Origin of the sequence: Psychrobacillus mangrovi (assembly GCF_037104765.1) — a bacterium.
Taxonomy (GTDB): Bacteria; Bacillota; Bacilli; order Bacillales_A; family Planococcaceae; genus Psychrobacillus; species Psychrobacillus mangrovi.
Genome location: NZ_JBAWSY010000009.1, coordinates 97,807 through 123,902, shown reverse-complemented (window position 1 = coordinate 123,902; position 26,096 = coordinate 97,807). Strand labels below are relative to the sequence as shown.

The following is a 26,096-nucleotide window of genomic DNA, read 5'->3' as shown; positions in this document are numbered from 1 at the left end:
TTGAGCTAAAATAAAAAAAGCAGCAGAGGTTAATTTTACTCAACCTTGCTGCTTTATAAAAATTTTGGTATTAACCGATAGAACCTTCCATTTCGAACTTAATTAAACGGTTCATCTCAACCGCGTATTCCATTGGAAGTTCTTTTGTAAATGGTTCGATGAAGCCCATTACGATCATTTCTGTTGCTTCTTCTTCACTTAGCCCACGGCTCATCAAGTAGAACAATTGCTCCTCTGAAACTTTAGAAACTTTTGCTTCATGTTCAAGAGAGATATTATCATTCAGGATTTCATTGTATGGAATTGTATCTGAAGTGGATTGATTATCCATAATCAACGTATCACATTCAATGTTAGAACGAGCACCAGTTGCTTTACGACCAAAATGAACTTGTCCGCGGTAAGTTACTTTCCCACCTTGTTTCGAAATAGATTTAGAAACAATTGTAGAAGAAGTATTCGGAGCCAAGTGTAGCATTTTAGCACCAGCGTCTTGGTGTTGACCTTTACCAGCAATTGCAATAGAAAGAGTCAAACCACGTGCGCCTTCTCCTTTTAGGATAACAGCTGGGTATTTCATTGTTAACTTAGAACCAATATTTCCATCAATCCATTCCATTGTAGCGTTAGCTTCACAAACTGCACGTTTCGTAACTAAGTTATAAACGTTGTTTGCCCAGTTTTGGATTGTTGTGTAACGGCAATAAGCATCTTTTTTGATGATGATCTCAACAACTGCACTATGAAGCGAGTTTGTTGTATATACAGGAGCTGTACATCCTTCTACATAGTGTACAGAAGCACCTTCATCTACAATGATAAGCGTACGCTCGAATTGACCCATATTCTCAGAGTTAATACGGAAGTATGCTTGAAGTGGTGTATCCACTTTTACGCCTGGTGGTACATAAATAAATGATCCACCTGACCAAACTGCAGAGTTAAGTGCAGAAAATTTGTTGTCTGTTGAAGGAATTACAGTTCCCCAATATTTTTTAAAGATGTCTTCATTTTCACGAAGAGCAGAATCAGTATCCTTAAATACGATTCCTAAGTCTTCAAGCTCTTCCTTCATGTTATGGTAAACAACTTCTGATTCATACTGTGCAGAAACACCTGCAAGGTACTTTTGTTCAGCTTCTGGAATACCAAGTTTATCAAATGTTGCTTTGATTTCCTCTGGTACTTCATCCCATGATTTTTGAGTTGCTTCGGATGGTTTTACATAGTAAGTAATTTCATCGAAGTTTAAAGATCCTAAATCTCCACCCCATTGAGGCATTGGTTTAGAATAAAAGATTTCTAACGCTTTCAAACGATAATCTAACATCCATTGTGGTTCATTTTTCATATTAGATATTTCTATTACAATATCCTTGGTTAAACCACGTTTTGAACGGAAAATGGATACGTCTTTATCGTGGAAACCATATTTGTAATCACCAATTTCAGGCATTTGTTTTGCCATCGTATTTCCTCCGTTCTCCAATTATTATTTTTCTTCTGAAACGCCTTTTTCCATAGCCTTCCAAGCAAGTGTTGCACATTTAATACGTGCAGGAAACTTAGATACTCCATGTAATGCTTCGATATCCTCCAAGTCAATGGAATCATCATAGTCTTTTCCTAGCATCATCTCTGAAAAAGTAGTGGAAAGTTTTAAAGCTTCATCCACTTTTTTCCCTTTTACTGCTTGGGTCATCATGGAAGCAGATGCCATTGAAATAGAACAACCTTCCCCATCAAACTTTGCGTTTTGGATAACTCCATCTTCCACTTGAAGTGTTAAATGAATGCGATCTCCACAAGTTGGGTTATTCATGTCAATTGTTAGAGCACCTTCCTCGATACTTCCTTTGTTACGAGGATTTTTATAATGGTCCATTATTACTCGACGATATAATTGATCTAAATTATTAGAAGACATCGTTAAAATACTCCTTTGCAGTGCGCAATCCAGCAACTAAACGGTCAATATCCTCTTCTGTGTTATAAAGATAAAAACTTGCTCTTGCAGTAGCCGTACATTGTAACCATTTCATCAACGGTTGTGCACAATGATGACCTGCACGAACAGCAATACCGCTCATATCAAGTACGGTTGCAACATCATGTGGATGCACATCATCTAAGTTGAATGTTACAATTCCAGCTCGCTTAGACGGATCACTTGGTCCATAAATAGTCAAGCCTTCTATTGTTAGCATTTTATCCATGGCGTAAGCAGCAAGCTCATGCTCGTGTTTTTCAATCTCATCTAGCCCGATTTCTTCAAGGAAATCAATCGCAGCAGCTAAACCTATTGCACCAGCAATGATTGGTGTTCCTCCTTCAAATTTCCAAGGAAGCTCTTTCCAAGTAGACTCGTATAAGCCTACAAAGTCAATCATTTCTCCACCAAACTCGATTGGCTCCATGTTTTCAAGCAATTCTTGTTTACCATAAAGTACGCCAATACCAGTTGGACCACACATTTTGTGACCTGAAAAAGCAAGAAAATCACAATCCAAATTTTGAACATCTAGCTTTAAGTGTGGGGCAGCCTGAGCTCCGTCCACTACCATTATAGCACCATGCTCATGCGCAATTTCTGTAATTTCTTTAATTGGATTCATTGTACCTAATACGTTTGAAACGTATACAATGGATACAATTTTCGTTTTATCTGTGATAGTAGCACGAACTTTTTCTAATGATAATGTTCCATCTGCTTCTAAATCGATATATTTTAATATTGCACCTGTATCTTTCGCAAGTTGTTGCCACGGAATGATATTAGAATGGTGTTCCATATGCGTGATAACAATTTCATCGCCTTCTTTTACATTTGCTAAGCCATAGCTTCTTGCAACTGTATTGATAGATGTTGTTGTACCACGAGTAAATATTATTTCTTTTGTCGATTTAGCATTAATGAATTTTCGAACCTTTTCTCGTGCACCTTCGTAACTTTCTGTCGCACGATTTCCTAATGTATGAACACCTCGGTGAACATTAGAGTTTTCAAATTCATAATACTTTTTAATTGCATCGATTACTTGAACCGGCTTTTGAGAAGTAGCACCACTATCTAAATAGACAAGTGGATGACCATTGATTTCTTGATTTAATATTGGAAAATAGCTTCGAATCTCTTTGCTGAGCATTAGCGAACTTTCCTTTCAATAACCTCCGTCAGCTGTTTCTTTACGCCTTCGATAGGTAATTCATTTACTACTGGAGCAAGGAATCCATGGATAACTAGACGCTCTGCTTCGTGTTTTGAAATACCACGGCTCATTAAATAGTACAACTGAAGTGGGTCTACTCGGCCAACAGAAGCTGCGTGACCTGCTGTTACATCATCTTCATCAATCAGTAAAATCGGGTTAGCATCTCCACGTGCTTTTTCACTTAACATAAGTACACGGGATTCTTGTACTGCATTTGATTTTGTAGCCCCAAATTCAATTTTCCCAATTCCATTAAAAATAGATGATGCCTCGTCTTTCATTACACCGTGTTTCAGGATATGACCATCTGTATGTTTTCCCCAATGAATAACTTTTGTTGTAAAGTTTTGTTTTTGTTTCCCTCGACCTACAACAACCATTTTAACACGACCTTGTGAATTGTCCCCAACTAAATGAGTTACATTTTCAGAAATCGTATCGCTATCGTTCATCATGCCAAGTGCCCATTCAAGCACTGCATCACGGTTTGTTACTCCGCGGCGGTTTACATAAGTAGTAAATCCTTCTGCAAGTACATCTACAGTTCCAAAAGTTACTTTTGCATTATCTTTCGCAATAACTTCAGAAACAATATTAGCTAAGCCGTTTGTTTCTTCAACAGTTGATAAATAGTTTTCCACATACGTAACTACACTGTTTTCATCTGCAACTAGTAAAGTGTGATTGAAAAGTGAAGCTGTATTGTCGTCGTGTAAATAAATTACTTGGATTGGCTCTTCTACTACAACATTTTTCGGTACGTATACAAATACCCCACCATTTAAAAGTGCTGCATGTAAAGCTGTTAGTTTATGCTCATTTACTTTTACGCCATCTGTCATAAAATATTTTTGAACTAGGTCACTATTTTCACGGATTGCTGTAAAAATATCTGTTAAAATAACACCTTTTGCTTTTAGTTCTTCCGATAAAGAAACAAATGCAGGGGTATTATTATGTTGAATATAAATATTTTTTTGTTCTTCTGCATTTACAAGTGCTTTTACTTCTTCTGGTAATTCTTCTAAAGAAGTAAAAACACTGCTCTCTACAGTATGTGTAGGAAATTCAATGAAATTCCAATTATCGATTTTTGTTTTATCTGGCTTTGGCATTGGAAGTGATTCAAGCTCACCAAGTGCTTGTAGACGAAGGTCTGTCAACCAGCTTGGTTCTTGTTTACTTTCTGAAAAGGAGCGGATATCCTGCTCGGTTAATGCCAATTTTGTTTCAACCGTCATGCTGATTCGTCCCCTTTCTTATGCTTCTTGTCCAACTGTCTCGTCTTCAATTCCTAACTCTTCTTTAATCCAGTCATATCCTTGTGCTTCTAGTTTTTGTGCAAGCTCAGGACCACCAGATTTCACTACGCGACCTTGCATCATAACGTGTACATGGTCAGGAGTAATGTAGTTAAGAAGACGTTGGTAGTGAGTGATCACTAGACTTCCGAAACCTTCTCCACGCATTTCGTTAATTCCTTTTGAAACAACTTTTAGTGCATCGATATCTAAACCTGAGTCAATCTCATCTAAGATAGCGAATTTTGGTTTTAACATCATTAATTGAAGAATCTCATTACGTTTTTTCTCTCCACCTGAGAATCCTTCATTTAAATAACGTTGAGCCATGTCTAAATCCATTTCTAAAAATTCCATTTTGCTGTCCAATTCACGGATGAACTTCATTAAAGAAATTTCATCGCCTTCTTCTCGGCGTGAATTAATAGCTGAACGTAAGAAGTCTGCGTTTGTTACACCAGTAATTTCACTTGGATATTGCATAGCTAAAAACAAACCAGCTTGAGCGCGTTCATCTACTTCCATTTCTAAAACATTTTCCCCGTCCAATTCAATTGAACCTGAAGTCACTTCATATTTAGGGTGACCCATAATAGCAGATGCTAAAGTAGATTTACCAGTTCCGTTTGGACCCATAACTGCGTGAATTTCGTTTGTATTAATTGTTAAATTAACACCCTTTAATATCTCTTTACCGTCTATAGCAACGTGTAAATCCTTAATCACTAAAGTTGACATGTAATAACCTCCATTAAGTAACTTCGAATGGATTACCATTCTAATTTATTATCATTCTAATCTTAACCCAAAGTCTATTGCCATGCAAATCTTTTGAAACACTTTCTCATTTTGATTATAAATCTATTGTTTTTCTTGTATTTTTCTGTATTATCTCTTTCTTTTAAGTAATGCAATATTCCCTGATAATTTTCAATAAGCTATCCCAAATGAGAATGGATTTCACTATGAATATAGTGTTTAACTTAAAAAATCCATGGAGAATAGTTTCTCCATGGATTTTTTATCATCTTTTATTTAACCTCGAAAAGATTGAGCATCAATTTTCGCGACTAGTTGGACACTTTTCTCATGATCTCGCTGTCTACGTTGTTCAACCTTCAGTCTTAAATCCTGACTATTTCGTAATTCGGTATATCCGAAACCGTGAACTCCTCTAAACGCGTGGTCCATTTGTTCTGTGTAGGGCAACTCTTCTAAATTGATAATGAATCATTCCTCTCGATTTTTTAAATCTTACTATACTTACATACCCATGTTAACACACCGTCAAACATTTTTTTCTTCAGAAAACTTATCTACTATTTAGTATATCGTGTTAATTTATTATTTCCAACTCTAGTTAAGCTAGTGTTTGATAGAATTCTCTTGGCCTCATGTCTATTATTAAGAAGGAGAAATTCCCTACATTCTTTATTCGTAATAAAATCATTACATAACAAAAAGTATGTGGAAATAGCTTTCATGTGAGCAGTATGATCACTTTTTCCGCACGCTGCGCAATACCATGTTCGTTTTCTTTTTTGCATACCTATTAGTCCACAATTAAGACATTCCACACCTTTTTTAAGGTCTTCTGCTTTAATAGAAAATTGATTAATCAATGGAGAGTAAGTATTCGAGGTATTTTTTATAAGGAGAATATCTTTTAATTTTTCAATATCCTCTATGGTGAGAGTGGGATTAAGATTTTGTAGTCTACGAAGATAAGGTCGGACTTCATTTCTATTAAGAATGGTAGCTTTGTCTGTTGATACTTTAACAATGCTATTTCGAGAGGCAAAAACAACGGCACCATAAATGGGAATGGAGATATTATACTCTAGCAGAAATTGGGATAATTGATACTTGTATTCATTCAGTTGCCCGGCTGGACAAGGGTATTTATTCAATTCAGTTTCTTTTTGTTGTAGTAGCTGGGATGGATTCTCAGTAAACACTAATTCTCCTATGATATTTTTAACTTCTAGAATAATTGCTCCATAAGGAGTGATTATTAGAATATCCATTTCAAAACCATTTTCAGCAAAGAGGAACACCTTATGAAATACATAGTATTTATACGGTAATTGCATTTTTTCTAGCTCTCGAAAAACAATCTCTTCTCCAAAATCACCAGCTCTAATGGCACCAATATCTTTTACTATCTTTGGGTATAATGGATGTTCAAATGAGAGTCGTTTTAAAAGCTGTTCCATTGCTTCGATATGTATTGATTTAGCATAAGATTTTATAATCAACTATTCATCACCTCATAATCAGAATAACATGAATAGTTAAAAATATCTATGAATCTATTTCAAATTACATTGGTTTTCACTCATTAAAAATAGGTTTGTGTTCCTAATTAAACTTAATCCGTTCAATCGCATCACAATCGCTCCTAGCTAGTTGGTTTACGCTCCTAATTCTTTGCCATCCGACCCTAATAAACTTTATCCGCTCAAAGGAATCACAATCGCACCTAAGTAGTTGGTATACGCTCTTAATTGTTTGCAATCCGCCCCTAATAAACTTTATCCGCTCCAACGAATTACAATCCATCCTAACAAGTTGGTATTCGCTCCCAATGCTTCGCAATCCGCCCCTAATAAACTTTATCCGCTCCAACGAATTACAATCCATCCTAACAAGTTGGTATTCGCTCCCAATGCTTCGCAATCCGCCCCTAATAAACTTTATCCGCCCCAAAGAATCACAATCGCTCCTAGCTAGTTGGTATCCGCTCCTAATGCTTCGCCATCCGACCCTAGTTAAACTTTATCCGCTCCAACGAATCACAATCCATCCTAACAAGTTGGTATTCGCTCCAAATGCTTCGCCATCCGACCCTAGTTAAAATTTATCGGCTCCAACGAATTACAATCCATCCTTACAAGTTGGTATTCGCTCCCAATGCTTCGCCATCCGACCCTAATAAACTTTATCCGCCCCAAGGAATCACAATCGCTCCTAGCTAGTTGGTATACGCTCCTAATGCTTCGCAATCCGACCCTAGTTAAACTTTATCCGCCCCAAGGAATCACAATCGCTCGTATCCATACACAAAAAAAGCAGACACTTATAGTGCCTGCTACGTTCTAAATTATTTAACTGGAACTACAGATCCGCCCCACTCTTCAACGATGAAATCTTGAATTTCTTTAGAGTGTAAAACGTCTACTAGAGCTTTGATTTCTTTTTTATCTTCATCGCCAGCTTTAACTGCAATGATGTTTACATATGGAGATTCAGAGTCTTCAATAGCAATAGAATCTTCCATTGGGTTAAGCCCAGCGTCTAATGCATAGTTTGAATTGATTAGTACTGCATCGCCTTCTTCATTTTCATATAGTTGCACTAATAATGCAGCTTCATAGTTAGCGTCAAATTCAATATTTTTTGGATTCTCTACAATATCAGTTACTTCAGCTGTTGTTTTATCAATACCTTCAGCTAATTTAATTAAACCTTGAGCCTCTAACATAGCTAGTACACGACCATGGTCAGCAACAGAGTTACTCATTAGAATTGTTGCACCTTCTGGTAATTCTTCAATAGATCCATACTTTTTAGAATATAAACCTATTGGCTCGATGTGAATTCCACCTGCATTTACAAAATCATATCCAAATTCTTCTTTTTGTCCCTCGAAATAAGGGATGTGTTGGAAGAAGTTAGCATCCAAGTCTCCTGAATCTAAATCTTGGTTTGGTAAAACATAGTCTTGGTAAGTTTCAATTGTAAGTTCAATACCTTGTTCTTCTAATAATGGTTTAGCTTGTTCTAAAATCTCAGCATGAGGAACGTTAGATGCTCCTACTACTAATTTGCCGCTTTCTTCTTCTCCACCGCAAGCTGCTAGAGTTAATGCACTAACAGACAATAATGCTCCTGCTAAAAACTTTTTCATTTAAATTCTCTCCTTCTCTAATTCCCCAATTTTATATGTGATCGAGTAAACTCGTGAACACCAATTATCTTTTGTCTATTTTTGTTGTAATCGTATCGCCAATCCATTGAATAATAAATACAACAATGAGTATTAATATGGTTGCAACAAGCGTTACATCTTCTCTACTTCGTTGAAACCCATCTAAGAAAGCTAACGTACCCAAGCCGCCTGCCCCAATAATACCCGCCATTGCCGTATATCCAACTAGCGATATACATGTAACTGTTAGTCCAGAGACTAATGCTGGCATCGATTCAGGCAATAAAACCTTCCATATAATAGTAGAAGTTTTAGCACCCATTGATTTAGCTGCTTCTAGTACACCTTTGTCAATTTCTCTTAATCCAATCAAAACCATCCGAGCGTAAAATGGAGCTGCTCCAATTACAAGAGCGGGAAATGCTGCATTAGGGCCGCGAATTGTGCCTAAAAGAAACTTTGTTAATGGTATTAGCAATATGATTAAAATAATAAATGGTATGGAACGAAATATATTTACAAATGCTCCCGTTAACCAATTTGCTAGTTTGTTGGCCCATGCTTGGTGCGGACTTGTTAAAAACAAGAGTAATCCTAGTGCTAGACCAAATACAAATGTTAATAAGGTAGAAACTGCAGTCATATAAAGAGTTTCCATTGTCGCTTCCCACATTTTTGGCCAATCAACATTTGGAAATAAAGTATTAATCATTGTTGATCACCTCTGTGTGCACTTTTTGTTCATTAATAAAAAGAATTGCTTTATCAATTGCCAATGCATCACCGTCAATTTGGAGAATCAATGTTCCATATGCTCCACTTTTCGTATGCGAAACATTTCCTTGGACTATATTTACTTCCAAATCGAATTGTTTAATTAGTCTTGAAAGAATCGGCTGTTCTGTTTGGTCACCTACAAAAACAAGCTTAATCAGTTTGCCATTTGGATAAAGTTCTCTTAAATTTTGTATCGTTTGCTGAGCCTGCGCATTTTCGGACACTTGCGAAACAAATCTCTTTGTAATAGGCTGTTTGGGGTTTTGGAAAACTTCAAGTACGTCCCCTTCCTCTACCACTTGACCATTCTCCATAACTGCTACTCGGTTACAAATCTTTTGAATGACTTGCATTTCATGAGTTATTAATACAATGGTTAAGCCTAATCTTTCATTAATACTAATTAATAAATCTAATATCGAATCCGTTGTTTCTGGGTCAAGTGCAGATGTAGCTTCATCACAAAGCAGTACTTCTGGACGATTTGCTAGTGCTCGAGCAATTCCTACTCGTTGCTTTTGACCTCCAGATAGCTGAGAAGGATAATAATCCCCTCTTCCTTCTAAACCAACTAGCTCTATCAACTCTTTTACACGAGTAGCTCTTTGTTCTTTTGGCACTCCTGCGATTTCCAATGGAAAAGCTATGTTTTCTGCAACTGTTCTTGACCATAAAAGATTAAAATGTTGAAATATCATACTTACTTTTTGTCTTACTTGTCGAAGCTTATCTTCGGTAATTGATGTAATTTCTTTATCATTAACAACAATTTGTCCGGAGGTTGGCTTTTCCAATCCATTTAACAATCTAATTAACGTACTTTTTCCGGCACCACTATATCCAATAATTCCAAAGATCTCACCCTGCTTAATTGTAAGATTTACATTATCAACAGCAACAATGGTACCTTGCTTCGTACTGAACTTTTTCGAAATATCTTTCAAGCTAATCACGTAAATCTTCCCTCCTGTATAGACAGTACAATACTATAAAAAAAACCCTTCTGCAAAAGAGCAGAAGGGGTGTATGTTATCATTCAAAATAACAGTCATCCATTCTCTCATTTTCCAAAGCAATTACGCTTTGTGTGATTTGGCACCATTTCATTTACATGACGGTTGCTGGGTTTCATCGGGCACTTCCCTCCACCTCTCTTAATAAGAGCGACACTATTCAATTGTTATCAGTAAATCGAATTTTATCATGATAATTCGGTGTCGTCAACACTTTTTATAACATCTAAGAGATAAGGGATAGATTGAAAAGCATATATCTTTTTATAAACTATTCCATGTTTTGCAATTAAAAGACATGGGACACTTTCAATTTCATAATCCACAGCTAATTCTTTTATGTAATTAATATTTGCTTGTCCAACTGGAAACTCTACAATTTCCTTAATAACCTGCATCATTTTAGAGGCTACCAGGCATGTACCACACATTGGGGTGTAAATATATAAAAGAGAAAGACTAGGAGCATTTTTAGCCTGCTCCCATTCCTCTCGCGACCATTCATTCACAAACATCATCCTATGCTAAAAATTCTTTTTTCACTTTAATCTTAGCACGTTGCAAGATAGAAGCCAAAACATCAAGAGGGGTATTTGCAACTTCACCATATACAGGATTCGTATATAGATGGATAGCTTCTGGATATACTTTTCTTACAATCGATCGTATTTGTTCTCCTGATTTATCGGAGTCTAAAAAAGCATAAATGGGCAATTCTTCTAAAGGACTTAAAATTTCTTCTAATTTTACATTAGAAATAGTACCATTCGTACAAACAATTTCAGCTGCTTCTTCAAGAATAGTTAAAAGTCTCAGTTTATCTGATCTACCTTCCACAAGAATTACTTTTTCACTAAATACCTTAGCCATTAGCTTCGCTCCCAGCACATCATATATACGTAGTATATGAAAAAGCGCCAGTAAATAACCGGCGCCTTCCCTTATCAAATTATTCTTGAATTAACTCTTCATATTGTTCTGCAGATAATAGTGCATCCACTTCCGCTACATCAGAAGGTTCAACTACAATCATCCATGCATTTTCATACGGAGATTCGTTTACATATTCAGGGCTATCCTCTAATTCAGCGTTTACTTCTACTACTTTACCGCTGATAGGAGCATAAAGTTCAGAAACAGTTTTAACTGATTCAACACTTCCGAAAGGATCTCCAGCTTTTATATCGTCTCCTACTTGTGGAAGCTCGACAAATACGATATCACCAAGTTCTGATTGTGCAAAATGTGTAATACCAATGCGTACTTTACCGTCTTCTGTTTTTACCCATTCATGCTCTTCTGAGTATTTTAATTCTTTAGGTGTGCTCATGTTATACCCCTCTCAAAAATATATATTCCTCTATAATATTCACATATTTCTATTGTAAAAACAAGCAACTTTATACGCTTTTCCAAATATGTTCAAACTCTTCTTCTTTAAAACCTAGTGTCAAATGTTCTCCATCATATACAAGAGGTCGCTTAATAAGCATTCCATCTGACACAAGCGTTTCAATTTGTTCTTCCTCAGTCATATTTGGTAGCTTGTCCTTCAATTGCAGTTCCCGATATTTAGTGCCGCTAGTGTTAAAGAACTTTTTTAAATCAATATTTGTCTTTTCTAACATTTCTTTTATCATTTCTTTTGAAGGTGGGTTTTCCACTATATGATTATCCATAAATTCTACTTGATGATCTTTCAACCACTTACTTGCCTTTCTGCATGTACTACATTTAGGATAACCAAAAAATTGAATCGTCATTAAAATCACCTTTTTCTTCTTATCATATACAATACTATTGCACAAAAGCAATGTTCTTGTGTGACGAAAGAAAAGGTGTTTTCCAACTAAACAAACCATCTTTAAGAGAATGGCAGAGTAAGTTTTTCCGAATCACACCGCTCGCTTTCCGTTGGCGAGCCACGAGCCGCTTGAGCAAACACGGTTGGTCATGAACTTGGCAAGTTCCAATTACGGACATCATGCCGTTCATCACTCAATGTTATAAATTAAGAAAGAATACACCTTTAAATCTCTAAAAAACAAAGGATTTTACATTTTTACTGTTCACATAACTATTAAAATAATAAAAAGTGGTTAAAAAAGTGGTCAGATTAAAACTAAATAAAACTCCTTGATTTTACAAGAGAACAACTGAATATGAAGTCTACCCGAAATGTTAGAAACTTTATTTAGTTAAGTACCCGTTAGCCATCCATGCAGCACAAAAAAGTACTGCACCACAGAGAATGAAAATGGTCAAGAAATGTCAATACTGATACTGACCTTAATTCAGTCCATCCTAATCCATAGACTTATTAATGTACGTCTCTTCATTTTTTTCTCGATTAATCTGGGTCTTTTTAAGTGTTGTCATTTTCCTTTTCTTGAAGAAATCTATATTCATGGTAGTTGAACAAGATAAATGAACAATATGTTGTTCTTAGTGTTCAATAAGCTATCGGACTTGTCTGAATACTCGATTCTGTTTTTTCTCTTGATCCCTAGATGAGAACGGCTTAAATTTCATGGTTGGTTTCTCAATTATCCACCAAGAAAACATAGCCATTAATAAAGTAAATAATAAAACTATGAAATGTACTATTGTCCCAGGAAGATTCGGGTATTTATCTGTAAACTGGAATGTCATTAGTGTGTTAATAACCACCATATGCCAAATATATATACCATAACTATAATCACCTAATTTAGTTACTTTCAAAAAAAATATAGGTGCGTTATAACCGAACCAAATTACAGCATAACTAAGTGGTAAAGCCCAAGCAAATTCATAAAAAGGTCCCAAGAAATTTTTCATTTGAAGTATATCGTATCTAATAACAATATAAAACCATGCAGCAAGAGCTGCTAAGACAGGTGAATGCTTGACGCTTCTCCACGTTCTTAACCAAAATATACCAATACCAAAATACAGTAGATGTGGAATGAAAGTTACTAAGAACAGTTTCTCAGCTAAAGTTTCTAAAGGGTTTATAATTAACAACCACTTTATACATTCTCCAAACAAAGAAACAACAACTACAAAAATTATCATTTTCTTAAATCCATATTTTGTCTCTAAAAAGAAAAGGACTGGAATGAAAGTGTAGAAACCGAACTCGACAGGTATAGTCCAAAGACTACCGTTTACAACTCCTACCCCAAAACCTTCATAAATAATTGGATGATAAACAGGAACTAAAAAAATATTGCTTAAGAACCAAGCAAAAAACGATACTGAAAAAATCTCCTTTGTTGAAAGTATCCCAATAACTAACAAGAGGGTAATTGTTATCAAGACATAAGCGTATATTGCAGGAGCTATTCTAAGTAAGCGATTGGCGAAGTATTGCCAAATAGGTCTGCCGCTTGAGACACATTTTTCGCAAGATTGATAGACTAGTAGCCCACTCAAGATGAAGAAAAGAGGAACGCCGTCCCAAAACCAATAAGACTCCCCTGTATCTAACCAAAAAAAAGAAGCTTCTAAATGTGCTATAGCATGTTGTACTACCACACACACAGCTGCAAATAATCTTAAAAAATCAAAACCATTTTCATTTCGATTATTACTCAACATCCAATAAAGCGACCTCCTTATTTCACCATTCGCGCTACAGATTGTACCATGTAAAAAAGACTTTTCAATCGCAATTTGAAACATTGATAATTGTAAAATTAATTGTGTATGTTTCCAATTTGTTTAGCTGTGCCAACGGATTTAGACCAAACCTTTTTAGTTTAATACAGCACTTCTTATCCTAAGAAATTTTAAAAAAGCCATCTGAATTATTTAATATATTGGATGCTGCAAAACATCAAGAAAATATAACAAACTATTCTTTCCTTCAAACAGTTCCCTACACAGGTATAAGACGAGGTGAAGCTTTCCATCTACAATGGAAAAATATCGAGAATATTTATCGTAAATGGTGTAGAGAAACCATGCTCTCTTTTGAGTATAAATTTAAAGATGATTCCTTTGTTTTTATCATATCAAACTGGAAAATTCTTCTTCAGACAACAGTAAAATATATGCTTGCTGATATAAGATTATTAAAGAAAACTGGACTACCTCTTGTTATAATCCATGGTTTATGACATAAACATTGTACAATATTATTGAACAACGTTTCGGATGTAATAGTAATTGTTGAACGATTAGGGAATACTCCACAAAATGATTTACGATAAATATGGTCATGTTCTGAAGGAATTAGAAACAGAATCAGTTGCATTGTTTAGTATAAATTTAGAAGAAATTAGGACTAATCAAAGGAACATCGTTGAAGTATTGATATAACAAGGGTTATAAATACTATTGACTTCCACTTCATTAATGTTAGAGATTTATTTAAGCAAAATTTTAAAGGCAGTTGGAATGAGCAAATTCCAACTGCCTTATGTTTTAGATTTAAGCCGATCTTTTTGGCTCTTTCATTTAATTAAACAACATATTTCTCAGCTTCAATTAACTTAACAGAAGCTTCGCGTTTCTTAGCAATCACATTGTATGGAGTATAGCGAGTTAGTTTACGAAGTGCAGAAATCATCATTCGTAAGTTATCACCTTCAACAGATGCAATTAATGTTTCTTTTGCTGCTTTTTCAATTTCATCAAATGCTTCTTGGCAGAAGATCTGCGTATACAGTAATTTTTGGCTAGCTTTTTCTGCTCCGTCACGGTCAATTGCTTTTTCTGTACGAAGGACCGCTGATTCCATTGCAAAAAGGTTATTAGCAATGTTCGCAATATTAACTAATACTTCTTGCTCTGCTTCAAGTTTTGCACCAAAGCGTTGTGCAGCAAGACCTGCAGCAAGTAAACCAATTTTCTTCGCATTTGCTACTAATACTTTTTCTTGTGCTAGTGGCTCATCACTTACTTCTTCTGGCATCATCATCAGTAGCTCTTCTTGTAGACTTTGTGCTTTTTGAAGTAATGGAAGCTCGCCTTTCATCGCTTTTTTCAAGAATGTACCAGGAACGATTAATCGGTTAATTTCATTCGTCCCTTCGAAAATACGGTTTATACGTGAGTCACGATAAATACGCTCTACTTCATATTCTTGCATAAAGCCATATCCACCATGTAATTGAACAGCTTCATCGACGATGTAATCAAGAACTTCTGATCCAACTACTTTATTGATAGAGCATTCAATTGCATATTCTGCGATAGAAGCTGCAATTGCTTTTCCATCTTTTTGTTCTGCCTCACTTAATTGTCCCATGCGTTCTTCAAAGTAACCAACAGTTCGGTAAATCAAGCTTTCTGTTGCATATAACTTAGAAGCCATTGTAGCAAGCTTTTGTTTTGTTAAATTAAAGGAAGAAATAGGTGTTTTAAATTGTTGACGTTGATTTGTATATGAAATTGCAAGCTCTAAAGCACGTTTAGATCCACCAATTGTACCTACCCCTAATTTGTAGCGACCGATATTTAAAATATTGAAGGCAATTACATGACCACGGCCAATTTCACCAAGTAAGTTTTCTACAGGCACCTCTGCATCTTGTAAAATAAGTGTACGAGTAGAAGAAGATTTAATACCCATTTTCTTTTCTTCTGCTCCTACTGAAACGCCTGGGAACGTTTTTTCTACGATAAATGCCGTGAATTTATCTCCATCAATTTTCGCATAAACAACAAATACATCTGCAAAACCAGCATTCGTAATCCATTGTTTTTCACCATTTAAAATATAGTGAGTTCCTTCTGCATTCAATTTTGCAGTAGTTTTTGCACCTAAAGCATCCGAACCTGAACCTGGCTCAGTCAATGCATAAGCAGAGATTTTGTCTCCTGATGCAGAGTTTGGTAGATACTTTTGCTTTTGCTCTTCATTACCAAATAAAACGATTGGTAATGTCCCAATTCCAACATGTGCTCCGTGCGTGATGGAAAAACCACCAGCAACTGAGAGTTTCTCTGCAATTAATGCAGAAGAAATCTTATCTAGTCCTAAACCGCCATATTCTTCTGGAATATCAGCAGCAAGTAACCCTAGATCTCCAGCTTCTTTTAATAGACGTACTGAATGCTCGAATTCATGGTGTTCTAGATTTTCTACAACTGGTAACACTTGATTTTTTACATATTCTTCAGTTGTTTTAGCAATCATTTTTTGTTCATCGGTAAAATCCTCTGGTGTAAACACTCGGCTTGCCTCTAAATCTTCCACTAAAAAGCTTCCGCCTTTAATTACGTCTTTAACTTCTGTCATGTTAAATCTCCCCTTTTGTTTGAAATTTGTGATAGCTTATAAAAGCTCAAATACTCCAGCTGCTCCCATTCCCCCGCCGATACACATAGTAACGACTCCGAACTGTTTTCCTTGGCGTCTTAATTCGCTCATCATTTTTAAAGTTAAAATAGTTCCAGTAGCCCCAAGCGGATGTCCAAGTGCGATTGCTCCGCCATTCACATTAACTTTTTCAATGTCGATCCCTAAATGGCGAACTACTTGAAGTGATTGAGAAGCAAAAGCTTCATTGATCTCCCAAACATCAATATCTTCTATAGATAGTCCTGCCAACTTTAATGCTTTTGGTACTGCTACAATCGGTCCGATTCCCATTACTTCTGGTGGAACACCGCCAACTGCGAATGAACGGAATTTCGCAAGAGGTTTTAGCCCTTGAGCTTCTGCCACTTCTCGGTCCATAACAAGAACTGCACCTGCCCCATCAGATGTTTGAGAAGCATTTCCTGCCGTTACAGATCCACGAACATTAAATGCTGGACGTAATTTAGAAAGTGTTTCAACCGTTGTACCTTCTCTAACGCCTTCATCCATTTCGAATAAAAACTTTTTCACTTGAGCTTTATTGTTTTCATCAATATAATGCTTTACTACTTCGACAGGAACGATTTCATCATTGAATTTACCTGCTGCAATTGCAGCAGCTGCACGTTCATGTGAACGTACGGCAAAAGCATCTTGATCTGCACGACTCACACCATATTTGTTTGCTACTTGCTCAGCAGTGTGACCCATTCCCATATAATATTGCGGTGCCGTTTCTGCTAAATGAGCATTTGGACGAATCGTATTTCCCATCATTGGTACCATACTCATTGACTCTACCCCTCCAGCAATAATTGCTTCTGAGTGGCCTAGCATGATACGTTCTGCTGCATATGCAATGGATTGTAAACCGGAAGAACAGAAGCGGTTTACTGTAATAGCAGGTGTTGTATCTGGAAGACCTGCCAGTGCTCCGATATTTCTTGCAACGTTCATTCCTTGTTCTGCTTCAGGCATTGCACAACCTAAAATTAAATCATCTATTGGACCATCATAACCACCAGCCCTTTTCAATGTTTCCTTCACAACTAAAGCTCCAAAATCATCTGGACGAACAGTTGCTAAAGAACCTTTTTTCGCTTTTCCTACTGGTGTTCTTGCACCTGCTACGATAACTGCTTCACGCATGAGTATTCCTCCCTTATCACCTACGCAAAATTAGTTGCGTAATGGCTTACCTTTCACTAACATGTGCTGCATTCTTGCTTGTGATTTTGGATCTGCAACTAAGCTTAAGAAAGCTTCGCGTTCTAAATTAAGTAAATATTGCTCATCCACTAAAGTGCCATAAGGAACTTCTCCACCAGCAATAACATATGCAATTTTTTTAGCTATTTTTAAATCATGCTCACTAATATAACCGGATAGGAACATGCCCTCTGCACCTAACAGTAAAGTTGCATAACCTGGCGAACCCGTAACAGGAACTTTTTCACGAATAGGTGCTTTGTATCCAGCGTCTGCAAGCGCAAGTGCGGCTTGTTTCGCATCATATAATTGATGATCTGGATTGACACTAATACCATCAGCAAAGTTTAGGAAGTTATTTTCACGTGCTTCTTCTCCTGAAGTGGAAACTTTCGCCATCGCTATTGTTTCAAACACTTTGTTCGCAACATATTGATAGTCAACTTGAACCCCGTTCGGAAGACCTTTTAAATGTTTCATATAAAGCTCTTTGTTTCCACCGCCACCTGGGATCAAACCAACACCAGCTTCTACTAGACCCATATAAGCTTCAGTAGTTGCTTGAATATGCGTAGCTGGCAAACAAGCCTCTGCTCCTCCACCTAATGTCATGCCAAACGGAGCAGCGACAACTGGTTTAGAAGAATATTTCATTTTCATCATGGCATCTTGGAAGCTACGAATAACAAAATCAAGCTCAAAAATATTATCGTCCTGCGCTTCCATTAAGATCATCCCTAGGTTCGCTCCAACACTAAAGTTTTTCCCTTGGTTTCCGATGACAAGCCCCTTGTAATTCTTTTCCACTTCGTCGATTGCAAAGTTAATCATTTGGATTATGTCTAAACCAATTGAATTTGATTTCGAGTGAAATTCCAAAAGGGCAATTCCGTCTCCTAAATCTATTAAACTTGCACCAGAATTTGATTTAATAACACCATGTTTTTTCTTAAATCTTTTTAAATCAATTACTTTTTCATTAACTGGAACAACTTTATAGTCATTTCCATCGAAGAAGTAAAGATCTCCCTCTTCTTCTTTATAGAATGATTCAAAACCTTTATCTAATAACGACTGTACAAATGAAGGAATTGCTTTATCTTCCTCTTTCATTTTCACAACGGACTCTTTCACTCCAATGGCATCCCATATTTCAAATGGTCCTTGCTGCCAGCCAAATCCCCATTTCATAGCTTGGTCGATTGCTACGATATCATCAGCAATCTCACCGTGTAGTTCAGCAGAATAAAGAAGTGTTGGACTCAAAATGCTCCATAAAAGTTCTCCAGTACGATCCTTTGCATACGTTAAAGTCTTCACTTTTGCAGCTAGGCCTTTTTGTTGCTTAGCCATTTCAATAGAGGCAGTTTTTAGCTTTTTAGCTGGTTCATATTCGAGTGTTTCAATATTTAATTCCAATATTTCCTTATCTTTTTTCAAGAAGAACCCTTGACCTGATTTAGCTCCAAGCCATTTATTTTCTAGCATCTTATGAAGAAATGCTGGAATTTCAAATACTTTTTGCTCTTCACCAGACGTTTGGTCATATACATTTTTGGCAACATGTGCAAATGTATCTAATCCAACAACATCCAAAGTACGGAATGTAGCTGATTTTGGACGACCTAATAAAGGACCAGTGACTGAATCCACTTCTCCGACGGAATATCCACGTTCTTGCATCTCCCGTAAGGAAATAAGTAATCCGTATGTTCCAATGCGATTTGCAATAAAGTTTGGAGTGTCTTTTGCCAAAACGACTCCTTTCCCTAAAATGTCTTCTCCAAATTGCTTCATAAATTCAACTACTTCAGAATCCGTAGTTTTTGCTGGTATTACTTCTAATAATTTGAGGTATCTTGGGGGATTGAAGAAATGAGTTCCTAAGAAATGTTTTCCAAAGTCCTCCGACCGTCCTTCAACCATCGCATTAATACTTATACCTGAAGTGTTGGAACTAACGATTGTTCCCGGTTTTCGTACTGCATCTATTTTTTCATATAAGCTCTTTTTCACATTTAAATTTTCTACAACTACTTCAATGATCCAGTCAACATCTATTAATTTTTCTAGATCATCTTCTAAGTTTCCAGCCGTTATTAACTGTAGGCTTTTAGTAGAAGTAAGTGGAGCCGGTTTCTGCTTTAATAGTTTTTGTAATGCTGTTTGAGCAAAACGATTACGAACCATAGGATGCTCCAAATTCCATCCTTTTGCTGATTCCTCTTTATTTACTTCATTCGGAACGATGTCTAATAATAATGTAGGAATGCCAATATTGGCTAGGTGAGCAGCTATTCCAGATCCCATTACCCCTGAACCTAAAACAGCAGCCTTTTTGATTTGATATGTCACGTACAAAGCCTCCCCTTCGCTTTGAATGAATACTCATTCATTTTATAGGTAAAAAAAATAAAAGCACTTCTATATCTATTAGTTTAGAACAATTTTTAAATTTTCGCAATAATAAAATGATATGTTTAGAGCAGTTTTCTTTCTAGTACTTCCGAAACAGTGTACACTGTTTAAGAAAAGTGTTCTACGTTACTTTTGCAGAGAGCGTTTTGCATTTAGAAAACCCCAAAAAATCATCGGAGGTATATTTATATGAATAAAATTACAACAGCAGAACAATTTAATGAAATTATTTCTGGGGACAACGAAGTACTGGTAAAATTCGAAGCTGGCTGGTGCCCTGATTGCCGCCGTATGGAAATGTTCATCGACCCAATTGTAGAAAAATACAATCAATATACTTGGTATGAAGTAAACCGTGACGAACTTCCTGAAATTGCTGATAAATATGAAGTAATGGGAATTCCAAGCTTACTTATTTATCAAAATGGAGAGAAAAAAGCACACTTACATAGTGCAAATGCAAAATCTCCTGAGCAAGTAACAGAATTTTTAGATGCACAAAACTAATAATCATTTAGCCCTTTCGAGTTCTAACTCCTAAGGGCTTTTTTAGTTTATTCTTTTAAGTGTACATGCTTCATTCAAATATCATTTATTCTATTTAACTATTCTTTTTCTAGTATAAATTTGATTTATCCGAGTCGTATTCGTATAATGGAAAAAAGTAGAGGTGTCAGTATGTCACAAGAAGTAGAAATTCAACAGCTAAAAGATAAAATAGCCTATTATGAACAAATAATTCAAACGATGTCTACTCCTATTATTCCATCTATTGTTCCTAAAACGATCATGATTCCAATTGTTGGGTATATGTTTCCCGAACGTTTCGAAAATATTGAAACACAAACCCTTATGTATATTGGGGAAAATAGAGACATTGAAAATGTTGTTTTTGATTTCACAGGAGTTAGATTAGAAGATGTAGTATCATTTGACTACAATGATCTTGCAATTTCGATATCTCGCTTAAATGGTTCTCTACGACTTATGGGTGTTCGTTCCATTTATGTAGGCTTCAACCCTAAATTCATTCGAGAGATTGTTCATGCAAGTATTCATGTGGAAATTGAAACGTATAAAAGTTTCCGTGCTGCCTTGAATCGCCTCTTAAGTGAAACAAACCAAACAATTGCTTCTATTTATGAAGTGAAGTAAAACAGCAACTATAGAAATTATAGTTGCTGTTTTTGATTACATTAAAATTTTAACCATAAATACTTGTGATATCTCTGTACTTTTGAATCCATTATTCTGCAAGAAAGAAAGTGTTCTTTGATTCAGATCCAGCAAATTATAAGTTGTTCTTTTAATAGGTTGTTTGAAGTCAAGCCCTTCCTGTAATACTAATTGGAGTGCTCGCTCCCCTTCCACATTTTCCTTTTTCAAGACCGTTTGAAATAGTGTGACACCTTCAAGTTCAGATCCATATTGATGTCTTTTTCTTATAAGGCAAGCGGCAAATACTTCATTATTTTTAGTTGCGATGACAGCCTCTCCCCCTACTTTAGGCATAATAGATGGATCAACCTGCCAGGGTACTTGAGTTGGAAAAACTCCACTATTAACTGTTTGAAATGCAGGAATACGAATAATGGTAAATTCATTCTCTAAATCTTCTTTATAAGGGAGCACGCCTTCTGCCTCCAAAAAGTGTAATGTGTCGATTACTTCATAGCCAACATTTTCATATAATTTTATTGCCGGTTTATTTACAGACAACGCTTCTAAGCTAGCTATAGAAACATTTTGTTGTTTTAATAGATCAACCGCTTTTTCCATCAGAACAGTTCCATGCTTTTTCCCTCTATAAGCAGGAATGATTCCTGTGCCCCCATTCCATGCTATTTTTTGACCTTCTACTTCCCTTACACCTTGTAATACAAAACCGATTGGATAATCTTCATCGTACATTACAATTGATAGTTCTGGAGAAAGGCCTTCATTTCCCATACGGGCCACAAAAGCATCAAGTGACATCTTCATGGGAATAAAATAACCTTCAAATCCATTTATAAAAAGTTCATGTGCTACCTTAAAAGATAAACTTTCCATTGTTTTAAACGTAATCATCCTAAGTTCCCCTTTTGTAGAAATGATATATACATCTCTTTTGCCGTCTTCACGATTTGCAAATATGAAAAGGAAGGTAAGACAGATGCATGTAAAAGCATTCCATCGATCATACTCCAAAATAATTTTGCAGCGTGTGATGTATTGAGTTTTCTTGAAACTTCTCCGCTATCTCGACCTTCTTCTAAAATAGAATTGATAAGATCATGAAAAATTTTACTATGTCTTTCAAATTTCGCTCGTTCTTCTTCTCTACTTCCTGCAATCCAATGCTCCAATTGGTTTCTTACACTATTTAATTTTGGTTCCTTCAACCACTCGTTAGACGTATATAGATCGAATAAGACAGCAATCTTTTCTATCGAGGAATGAACATGTGAGAATTTATCTGTCAACACTTGAATAGTCTGTTCCACTTGCTGCTGAAGCATATGCTCATATACTTCTTCCTTACTTTTAAAGTAATGATAGATTGCTCCTTTACTAATCCCCGAAGCTTTAACTAAATCATCCATCGTCGTGGAATAAAAACCATTTGAACCAAAAACAGTTGCTGCAGCCTGTATTATTTCTTTTTTCTTTTCTTCCTTATACTCTTCTGATACTTTTGGCGTCAAATGAACACATCCCTTTTAAAACGATGTAAAGCAAATCGGGGTAATACTTGGAGAAAACCACTCGTCTAGTATTTTTGCCTCTACATTAAATAAAGTAACTTCTCCATATTTATGAAGCGCTTCTATAGAAACACATCCCATCCACCAAGAGCTTAAATCATGAATACCAATGGAAATGTTTGCATTTTCTTTAGAAGTCTCTAGCTTTGTCGCATTCCAAAAATCACCATTAAAAACGACTTCAAATAAACCATTCTGTTCGTTTAGAAATGTGTCCTCTATTTTTATTAATATTCTAGTAAACTCCTCTGGTCTTTTAAGATTATGAAAATTTGTCGTATGCACAAAGGAAATAACATTACAAACGCGATACATCAATCCTGCTCCAGTTGTTGCTACTTCATGGTTTGCACTAGGTATTAGATGATTGGAATCATTTAATGGATTGGTAAGTGCAAACAAAAAGGATTGATCATTCGTTCGAAAAATAATACGATCCACTTGATCTTGTTGTGATTGCAGCCAAGCAGCTATTTGCTTATAGGCACTTGGCTTTGACCAAATCCATTCATGTACAATTAATTGTTGATGTAAAAAGTGACTATCTTTTACAGGTTCCAATGTGAACGCTAATGCACCGATAAGTTGCTCATTTTCTTTTACACCTACGTAATTGGTTACTGCATTTTTAATTCTCAGCCGCTCATTCCATGTTCTTTTAATCATCCCGTGATGTTGTTGAGCGTAGTCATTGTATAATGATACGATTGCTTCTTCATCGTTTGAGGATAAAAACTGTACTAATCCTTTTTCCCCGTTACTAACAAGTGCACTCGGTTTTATTTTGAACTCATACTTCATAGGTCCGTACCCATAGCCCATATTACGATAAAAACTTGGATTAAAGGGATAAAGAGAAACGAGCGATACATTTTCCTGCCTAGCATATTCATGAAAATGAGAAAGCAACTTAAAAGCAATTTTTTCTTTTTTATGAAGAAGATGAACAGCAACCATTCCTATTCCAAAAATACGTTGAAACCTACCGTTTAAATTGCAATCAAATTCATTTAAGCGATAAATACCAATGAGTTCTTCATCCTCGTTAAAATAGCCAAAATACTGAATACCATTTTGTTCCTCATCTTCTTTTTTTAAACGATCAATAAATGCCTGTTTACTTTCTGGCGTTTGTATATGCATACCTGGATATGCAAGTGCGGCAATATTAGCAGCACTCTCAAAATCCTCTGTCTTTAAAAGTCGAATCATACCTTTACCCCCTTTAAATGTAAATAAACTACTCAGTCGGTTTTATTATAAAATAGTCGAATTATTTAAACAATACTTTTTTTATATACTATTTTTGTTGCAAATAGACCTAGGGATGATTAAAGTAAATAAAAAAGCTCTTCCTATTTTAAGGAAGAACTCAGACTGTAGACAAACTCAATTTTGGATGCTTAGAGATGTATATTAAATTCGGCAAGGACCACCACTTCGCTTTCCGTGGGCTTGGCTTCAGCCTCCTAGGCCAACAGGATGTTGGTCATGCAATCGTTGCCGCAGGATGCGGGGAACTTAGATTGCCTTCCTCTCAACCTGCGGGGTCTTCTGCTCAAGCTGTTCCCACAGGAGTCTTCGTGGTGGTCCTTGCCTTATATACAATTCCTTATATATTTCAACTGTAGATAAAGAAACCACTTTTGGAAGATTTATTTTATTCATAACGTTTATAAATACTTATCTGACTCTTCCTATTTAAAGGAAGAACTTCTAATCCATTTCGTTATCCGGAGGTTTCATATGAAAATACAATTGCCTGTTCGAGGTCATTCCCAATATGACTCTTCCATACGAACCAATTATCAAGCGTCCGCTTGTGGACCAGTCACAGCTTATGTTCTATTAAACTACCTATTTCCAAATGCATGTCCCTATCAACCGAACGAACTTTATGAAAAATTGGGTGGTACTCGTATTGGATTATTTACTCATCGTTTTGTTCGCAATTTACGTAAAATACTTGGACCTGACTGGAAAGTAGACAAGTGTACACTTCGAACTGCTTTAGAAGAATTAAAAAAGGGACGTCCTGTTGCATTAAAATTTGATAAATACTTTTCATTCCATTTGAAAAGAAAATTTACATTTGCTTATCACTGGGTACCTCTTATAGGGTACGAACTAATTGATGATGAACTATTTTTAATCATCCATGATAATGGAGGGCGTAATAGAGCAAGTCAAATTCGCAAAATACGTTATTCGGATGAAGCTCCTATTTTAACATTTGTACAAGTAACTCCAAAATCCTAGATTTGATTTTGGAGTTGTCTTGCTAAAATCGTATACCCGTTATCATATAAATAATCGAATTTTGAGTCTGAAATAGTTTGTACAATTAGTTGATCTAATTCTGCTTCTATTGGGACGTCGCGACGAATCGTTGCTAGTTCTTTAGATAGTTGAAGCATTTGTAAATCTGTTTCTATTTTAGTTCGGTGACCTGCTTTTAATAAATGAAGAGACTCAAGAATTTTATCTACTGTCCCATATGTTTGAACCAATTGTAATGCCGTTTTTGGTCCAATCCCCTTTACTCCAGCATAACCATCGCTAGAATCTCCCATGAATGCTTTTACATCTGGAAAAAGAAGCGGAGAGATACCGTATTCTTCTAAAAAGCGAGCTTCACTGTAAACATCATAAATAGTAAAACCCTTTTTTGTAAACGCAATTTCCGTAGAGGGGTGAAGAAGCTGAAGTAAATCCTTATCTCCACTCACAATCGTAAATCTAGCATCATCCTGCCATTTATGTGTAACAGAAGCAATCGTATCGTCTGCTTCCATCCCAACTACCCCAAAGTTCATCCATCCCAAATGTGCGGAAAGATCTTGTGCCATATCAAATTGTGGTATTAATTCTTCTGCTGGTTTTGGACGATTAGCTTTATACCCATCATATAGCTCATTGCGAAAAGTATTCATTCCTTTATCCCAGCAAATAGCCAGATGAGTTGGTTGCATTAAATTTTGTGCAGCTAATACATGCCTTGCAAAGCCCTGGACTGCATTTGTAGGAATTCCTTTTGAATTTTTAAAAAAATTACCGGACATCGCCGTTGCAAAAAAAGATCGAAACAACAATGCCATTCCATCTATAACTAATACATGTGGTTTATCTTCTGTCATGTCAAACACCCTTTATAGTAGATTAGTTTAAGTATAACATGTTTATGTTTAGATCTAAG

Annotated in this window: 26 protein-coding genes and 1 riboswitch; of the genes, 4 read left to right on the top strand and 22 right to left on the bottom strand. The window is 36.0% G+C overall.

Going from position 1 to position 26,096, the window contains the following annotated elements; genetic code table 11:
• Positions 1–70 precede the first annotated feature (70 nt).
• The 15 genes from sufB to WAX74_RS13070 all read right to left on the bottom strand — a co-directional run bounded on the left by sufB (position 71) and on the right by WAX74_RS13070 (position 13,816).
• Positions 71–1,468: a Fe-S cluster assembly protein SufB gene (sufB, locus tag WAX74_RS13140; RefSeq protein ID WP_336498129.1), complete on the bottom strand. Its 1,398-nt coding sequence runs from the start codon at positions 1,466–1,468 to the stop codon at positions 71–73.
• A gap of 24 nt (positions 1,469–1,492) precedes the next feature.
• On the bottom strand, positions 1,493–1,927 hold the full coding sequence (gene sufU / locus WAX74_RS13135; RefSeq protein ID WP_336498128.1) for a Fe-S cluster assembly sulfur transfer protein SufU: 435 nt from the start codon (positions 1,925–1,927) through the stop codon (positions 1,493–1,495).
• Positions 1,917–3,146 (bottom strand): cysteine desulfurase, encoded by a 1,230-nt coding sequence (locus tag WAX74_RS13130; RefSeq protein ID WP_336498127.1) that lies wholly within the window; start codon positions 3,144–3,146, stop codon positions 1,917–1,919. Before WAX74_RS13130 ends, sufU begins: the two co-directional genes overlap by 11 nt.
• A complete protein-coding gene (gene sufD, locus WAX74_RS13125) occupies positions 3,146–4,453 on the bottom strand; it encodes a Fe-S cluster assembly protein SufD (RefSeq protein WP_336498126.1) in 1,308 nt (435 codons plus the stop codon). The genes WAX74_RS13130 and sufD overlap by 1 nt, the downstream gene beginning before the upstream one ends.
• Before the next feature lie 18 nt (positions 4,454–4,471).
• A complete protein-coding gene (gene sufC, locus WAX74_RS13120) occupies positions 4,472–5,251 on the bottom strand; it encodes a Fe-S cluster assembly ATPase SufC (RefSeq protein ID WP_336498125.1) in 780 nt (259 codons plus the stop codon).
• A 297-nt stretch (positions 5,252–5,548) separates the two neighbouring features.
• On the bottom strand, positions 5,549–5,722 hold the full coding sequence (locus WAX74_RS13115) for a hypothetical protein (RefSeq protein WP_336498124.1): 174 nt from the start codon (positions 5,720–5,722) through the stop codon (positions 5,549–5,551).
• Positions 5,723–5,832: 110 nt separating this feature from the next.
• Entirely contained in the window at positions 5,833–6,771 is a 939-nt protein-coding gene (locus WAX74_RS13110) for a nuclease-related domain-containing protein (protein ID WP_336498123.1), read from the bottom strand.
• Positions 6,772–7,616: 845 nt separating this feature from the next.
• Entirely contained in the window at positions 7,617–8,423 is an 807-nt protein-coding gene (locus WAX74_RS13105; protein ID WP_336498122.1) for a MetQ/NlpA family ABC transporter substrate-binding protein, read from the bottom strand.
• A 64-nt stretch (positions 8,424–8,487) separates the two neighbouring features.
• Positions 8,488–9,156 (bottom strand): methionine ABC transporter permease, encoded by a 669-nt coding sequence (locus WAX74_RS13100; protein WP_336498121.1) that lies wholly within the window; start codon positions 9,154–9,156, stop codon positions 8,488–8,490.
• Positions 9,149–10,174 carry a methionine ABC transporter ATP-binding protein gene (locus WAX74_RS13095; RefSeq protein ID WP_336498120.1) on the bottom strand — a complete coding sequence of 342 codons (1,026 nt, stop codon included), beginning with the start codon at positions 10,172–10,174 and terminating at the stop codon, positions 9,149–9,151. Before WAX74_RS13095 ends, WAX74_RS13100 begins: the two co-directional genes overlap by 8 nt.
• A gap of 104 nt (positions 10,175–10,278) precedes the next feature.
• Positions 10,279–10,385, bottom strand: a riboswitch (SAM riboswitch).
• Between the two features lie 37 nt (positions 10,386–10,422).
• Positions 10,423–10,749, bottom strand: coding sequence for a thioredoxin family protein (locus tag WAX74_RS13090; RefSeq protein WP_336498137.1), 327 nt, complete (start codon positions 10,747–10,749; stop codon positions 10,423–10,425).
• Positions 10,750–10,753: 4 nt separating this feature from the next.
• Positions 10,754–11,104, bottom strand: coding sequence for a toprim domain-containing protein (locus WAX74_RS13085; RefSeq protein WP_336498118.1), 351 nt, complete (start codon positions 11,102–11,104; stop codon positions 10,754–10,756).
• Between the two features lie 79 nt (positions 11,105–11,183).
• A complete protein-coding gene (gcvH, locus tag WAX74_RS13080; protein ID WP_336498117.1) occupies positions 11,184–11,564 on the bottom strand; it encodes a glycine cleavage system protein GcvH in 381 nt (126 codons plus the stop codon).
• A 70-nt stretch (positions 11,565–11,634) separates the two neighbouring features.
• The gene (locus tag WAX74_RS13075; protein ID WP_336498116.1) at positions 11,635–11,997 is read right to left on the bottom strand and encodes an arsenate reductase family protein; all 363 of its coding nucleotides are present in this window, start codon (positions 11,995–11,997) and stop codon (positions 11,635–11,637) included.
• A gap of 697 nt (positions 11,998–12,694) precedes the next feature.
• Positions 12,695–13,816 carry an acyltransferase family protein gene (locus WAX74_RS13070; RefSeq protein ID WP_336498115.1) on the bottom strand — a complete coding sequence of 374 codons (1,122 nt, stop codon included), beginning with the start codon at positions 13,814–13,816 and terminating at the stop codon, positions 12,695–12,697.
• Between the two features lie 221 nt (positions 13,817–14,037).
• Here WAX74_RS13070 and WAX74_RS13065 point away from each other — a divergent pair, with 221 nt between their 5' ends.
• Positions 14,038–14,337, top strand: a complete 300-nt coding sequence (locus WAX74_RS13065) for a site-specific integrase (RefSeq protein WP_336498114.1) — start codon at positions 14,038–14,040, stop codon at positions 14,335–14,337.
• A gap of 344 nt (positions 14,338–14,681) precedes the next feature.
• Here WAX74_RS13065 and WAX74_RS13060 read toward each other — a convergent pair whose 3' ends face one another.
• From WAX74_RS13060 to WAX74_RS13050, 3 genes are read right to left on the bottom strand one after another with little or no spacing between them, the layout of a single operon-like run.
• Complete coding sequence (locus tag WAX74_RS13060; RefSeq protein WP_336498113.1) at positions 14,682–16,463, bottom strand: acyl-CoA dehydrogenase family protein; 1,782 nt, start codon at positions 16,461–16,463, stop codon at positions 14,682–14,684.
• 36 nt (positions 16,464–16,499) lie between these two features.
• Positions 16,500–17,675 carry an acetyl-CoA C-acetyltransferase gene (locus WAX74_RS13055; protein WP_336498112.1) on the bottom strand — a complete coding sequence of 392 codons (1,176 nt, stop codon included), beginning with the start codon at positions 17,673–17,675 and terminating at the stop codon, positions 16,500–16,502.
• A gap of 30 nt (positions 17,676–17,705) precedes the next feature.
• A complete protein-coding gene (locus WAX74_RS13050) occupies positions 17,706–20,090 on the bottom strand; it encodes a 3-hydroxyacyl-CoA dehydrogenase/enoyl-CoA hydratase family protein (RefSeq protein ID WP_461787010.1) in 2,385 nt (794 codons plus the stop codon).
• 252 nt (positions 20,091–20,342) lie between these two features.
• Here WAX74_RS13050 and WAX74_RS13045 point away from each other — a divergent pair, with 252 nt between their 5' ends.
• Together WAX74_RS13045 and WAX74_RS13040 are read left to right on the top strand one after the other, a co-directional pair.
• Complete coding sequence (locus WAX74_RS13045) at positions 20,343–20,660, top strand: thioredoxin family protein (RefSeq protein WP_336498110.1); 318 nt, start codon at positions 20,343–20,345, stop codon at positions 20,658–20,660.
• Between the two features lie 171 nt (positions 20,661–20,831).
• Positions 20,832–21,308 carry an STAS domain-containing protein gene (locus tag WAX74_RS13040; RefSeq protein WP_336498109.1) on the top strand — a complete coding sequence of 159 codons (477 nt, stop codon included), beginning with the start codon at positions 20,832–20,834 and terminating at the stop codon, positions 21,306–21,308.
• 36 nt (positions 21,309–21,344) lie between these two features.
• Here WAX74_RS13040 and WAX74_RS13035 read toward each other — a convergent pair whose 3' ends face one another.
• From WAX74_RS13035 to WAX74_RS13025, 3 genes are read right to left on the bottom strand one after another with little or no spacing between them, the layout of a single operon-like run.
• Positions 21,345–22,223, bottom strand: coding sequence for a GNAT family N-acetyltransferase (locus WAX74_RS13035; protein WP_336498108.1), 879 nt, complete (start codon positions 22,221–22,223; stop codon positions 21,345–21,347).
• A complete protein-coding gene (locus WAX74_RS13030) occupies positions 22,220–22,840 on the bottom strand; it encodes a TetR/AcrR family transcriptional regulator (RefSeq protein ID WP_336498107.1) in 621 nt (206 codons plus the stop codon). The genes WAX74_RS13035 and WAX74_RS13030 overlap by 4 nt, the downstream gene beginning before the upstream one ends.
• A gap of 15 nt (positions 22,841–22,855) precedes the next feature.
• Positions 22,856–24,112 (bottom strand): GNAT family N-acetyltransferase, encoded by a 1,257-nt coding sequence (locus tag WAX74_RS13025; RefSeq protein ID WP_336498106.1) that lies wholly within the window; start codon positions 24,110–24,112, stop codon positions 22,856–22,858.
• Between the two features lie 534 nt (positions 24,113–24,646).
• Between WAX74_RS13025 and WAX74_RS13020 the strand changes: the two genes are divergently transcribed.
• Positions 24,647–25,159 carry a C39 family peptidase gene (locus tag WAX74_RS13020; RefSeq protein ID WP_336498105.1) on the top strand — a complete coding sequence of 171 codons (513 nt, stop codon included), beginning with the start codon at positions 24,647–24,649 and terminating at the stop codon, positions 25,157–25,159.
• On the opposite strand, the gene WAX74_RS13015 is transcribed toward WAX74_RS13020, so the two are convergent.
• The gene (locus WAX74_RS13015) at positions 25,156–26,037 is read right to left on the bottom strand and encodes a 5'-3' exonuclease (protein WP_336498104.1); all 882 of its coding nucleotides are present in this window, start codon (positions 26,035–26,037) and stop codon (positions 25,156–25,158) included. The genes WAX74_RS13020 and WAX74_RS13015 overlap by 4 nt on opposite strands.
• Positions 26,038–26,096: the final 59 nt, after the last annotated feature.

Excerpts from the sequence above, each read along its gene's own strand:
- WAX74_RS13130 (WP_336498127.1), bottom strand. The coding sequence starts at position 3,146 with ATGCTCAGCAAAGAGATTCGAAGCTATTTTCCAATATTAAATCAAGAA.
- WAX74_RS13020 (WP_336498105.1), top strand. The coding sequence starts at position 24,647 with ATGAAAATACAATTGCCTGTTCGAGGTCATTCCCAATATGACTCTTCC.
- sufC (WP_336498125.1), bottom strand. The coding sequence starts at position 5,251 with ATGTCAACTTTAGTGATTAAGGATTTACACGTTGCTATAGACGGTAAA.
- WAX74_RS13035 (WP_336498108.1), bottom strand. The coding sequence starts at position 22,223 with ATGATTACGTTTAAAACAATGGAAAGTTTATCTTTTAAGGTAGCACAT.
- WAX74_RS13075 (WP_336498116.1), bottom strand. The coding sequence starts at position 11,997 with ATGACGATTCAATTTTTTGGTTATCCTAAATGTAGTACATGCAGAAAG.
- WAX74_RS13060 (WP_336498113.1), bottom strand. The coding sequence starts at position 16,463 with ATGACAGAAGTTAAAGACGTAATTAAAGGCGGAAGCTTTTTAGTGGAA.
- WAX74_RS13085 (WP_336498118.1), bottom strand. The coding sequence starts at position 11,104 with ATGGCTAAGGTATTTAGTGAAAAAGTAATTCTTGTGGAAGGTAGATCA.
- WAX74_RS13015 (WP_336498104.1), bottom strand. The coding sequence starts at position 26,037 with ATGACAGAAGATAAACCACATGTATTAGTTATAGATGGAATGGCATTG.
- sufB (WP_336498129.1), bottom strand. The coding sequence starts at position 1,468 with ATGGCAAAACAAATGCCTGAAATTGGTGATTACAAATATGGTTTCCAC.
- WAX74_RS13100 (WP_336498121.1), bottom strand. The coding sequence starts at position 9,156 with ATGATTAATACTTTATTTCCAAATGTTGATTGGCCAAAAATGTGGGAA.
- WAX74_RS13070 (WP_336498115.1), bottom strand. The coding sequence starts at position 13,816 with ATGTTGAGTAATAATCGAAATGAAAATGGTTTTGATTTTTTAAGATTA.
- sufU (WP_336498128.1), bottom strand. The coding sequence starts at position 1,927 with ATGTCTTCTAATAATTTAGATCAATTATATCGTCGAGTAATAATGGAC.
- WAX74_RS13090 (WP_336498137.1), bottom strand. The coding sequence starts at position 10,749 with ATGTTTGTGAATGAATGGTCGCGAGAGGAATGGGAGCAGGCTAAAAAT.
- WAX74_RS13055 (WP_336498112.1), bottom strand. The coding sequence starts at position 17,675 with ATGCGTGAAGCAGTTATCGTAGCAGGTGCAAGAACACCAGTAGGAAAA.
- WAX74_RS13025 (WP_336498106.1), bottom strand. The coding sequence starts at position 24,112 with ATGATTCGACTTTTAAAGACAGAGGATTTTGAGAGTGCTGCTAATATT.
- WAX74_RS13045 (WP_336498110.1), top strand. The coding sequence starts at position 20,343 with ATGAATAAAATTACAACAGCAGAACAATTTAATGAAATTATTTCTGGG.
- sufD (WP_336498126.1), bottom strand. The coding sequence starts at position 4,453 with ATGACGGTTGAAACAAAATTGGCATTAACCGAGCAGGATATCCGCTCC.
- WAX74_RS13105 (WP_336498122.1), bottom strand. The coding sequence starts at position 8,423 with ATGAAAAAGTTTTTAGCAGGAGCATTATTGTCTGTTAGTGCATTAACT.
- gcvH (WP_336498117.1), bottom strand. The coding sequence starts at position 11,564 with ATGAGCACACCTAAAGAATTAAAATACTCAGAAGAGCATGAATGGGTA.
- WAX74_RS13040 (WP_336498109.1), top strand. The coding sequence starts at position 20,832 with ATGTCACAAGAAGTAGAAATTCAACAGCTAAAAGATAAAATAGCCTAT.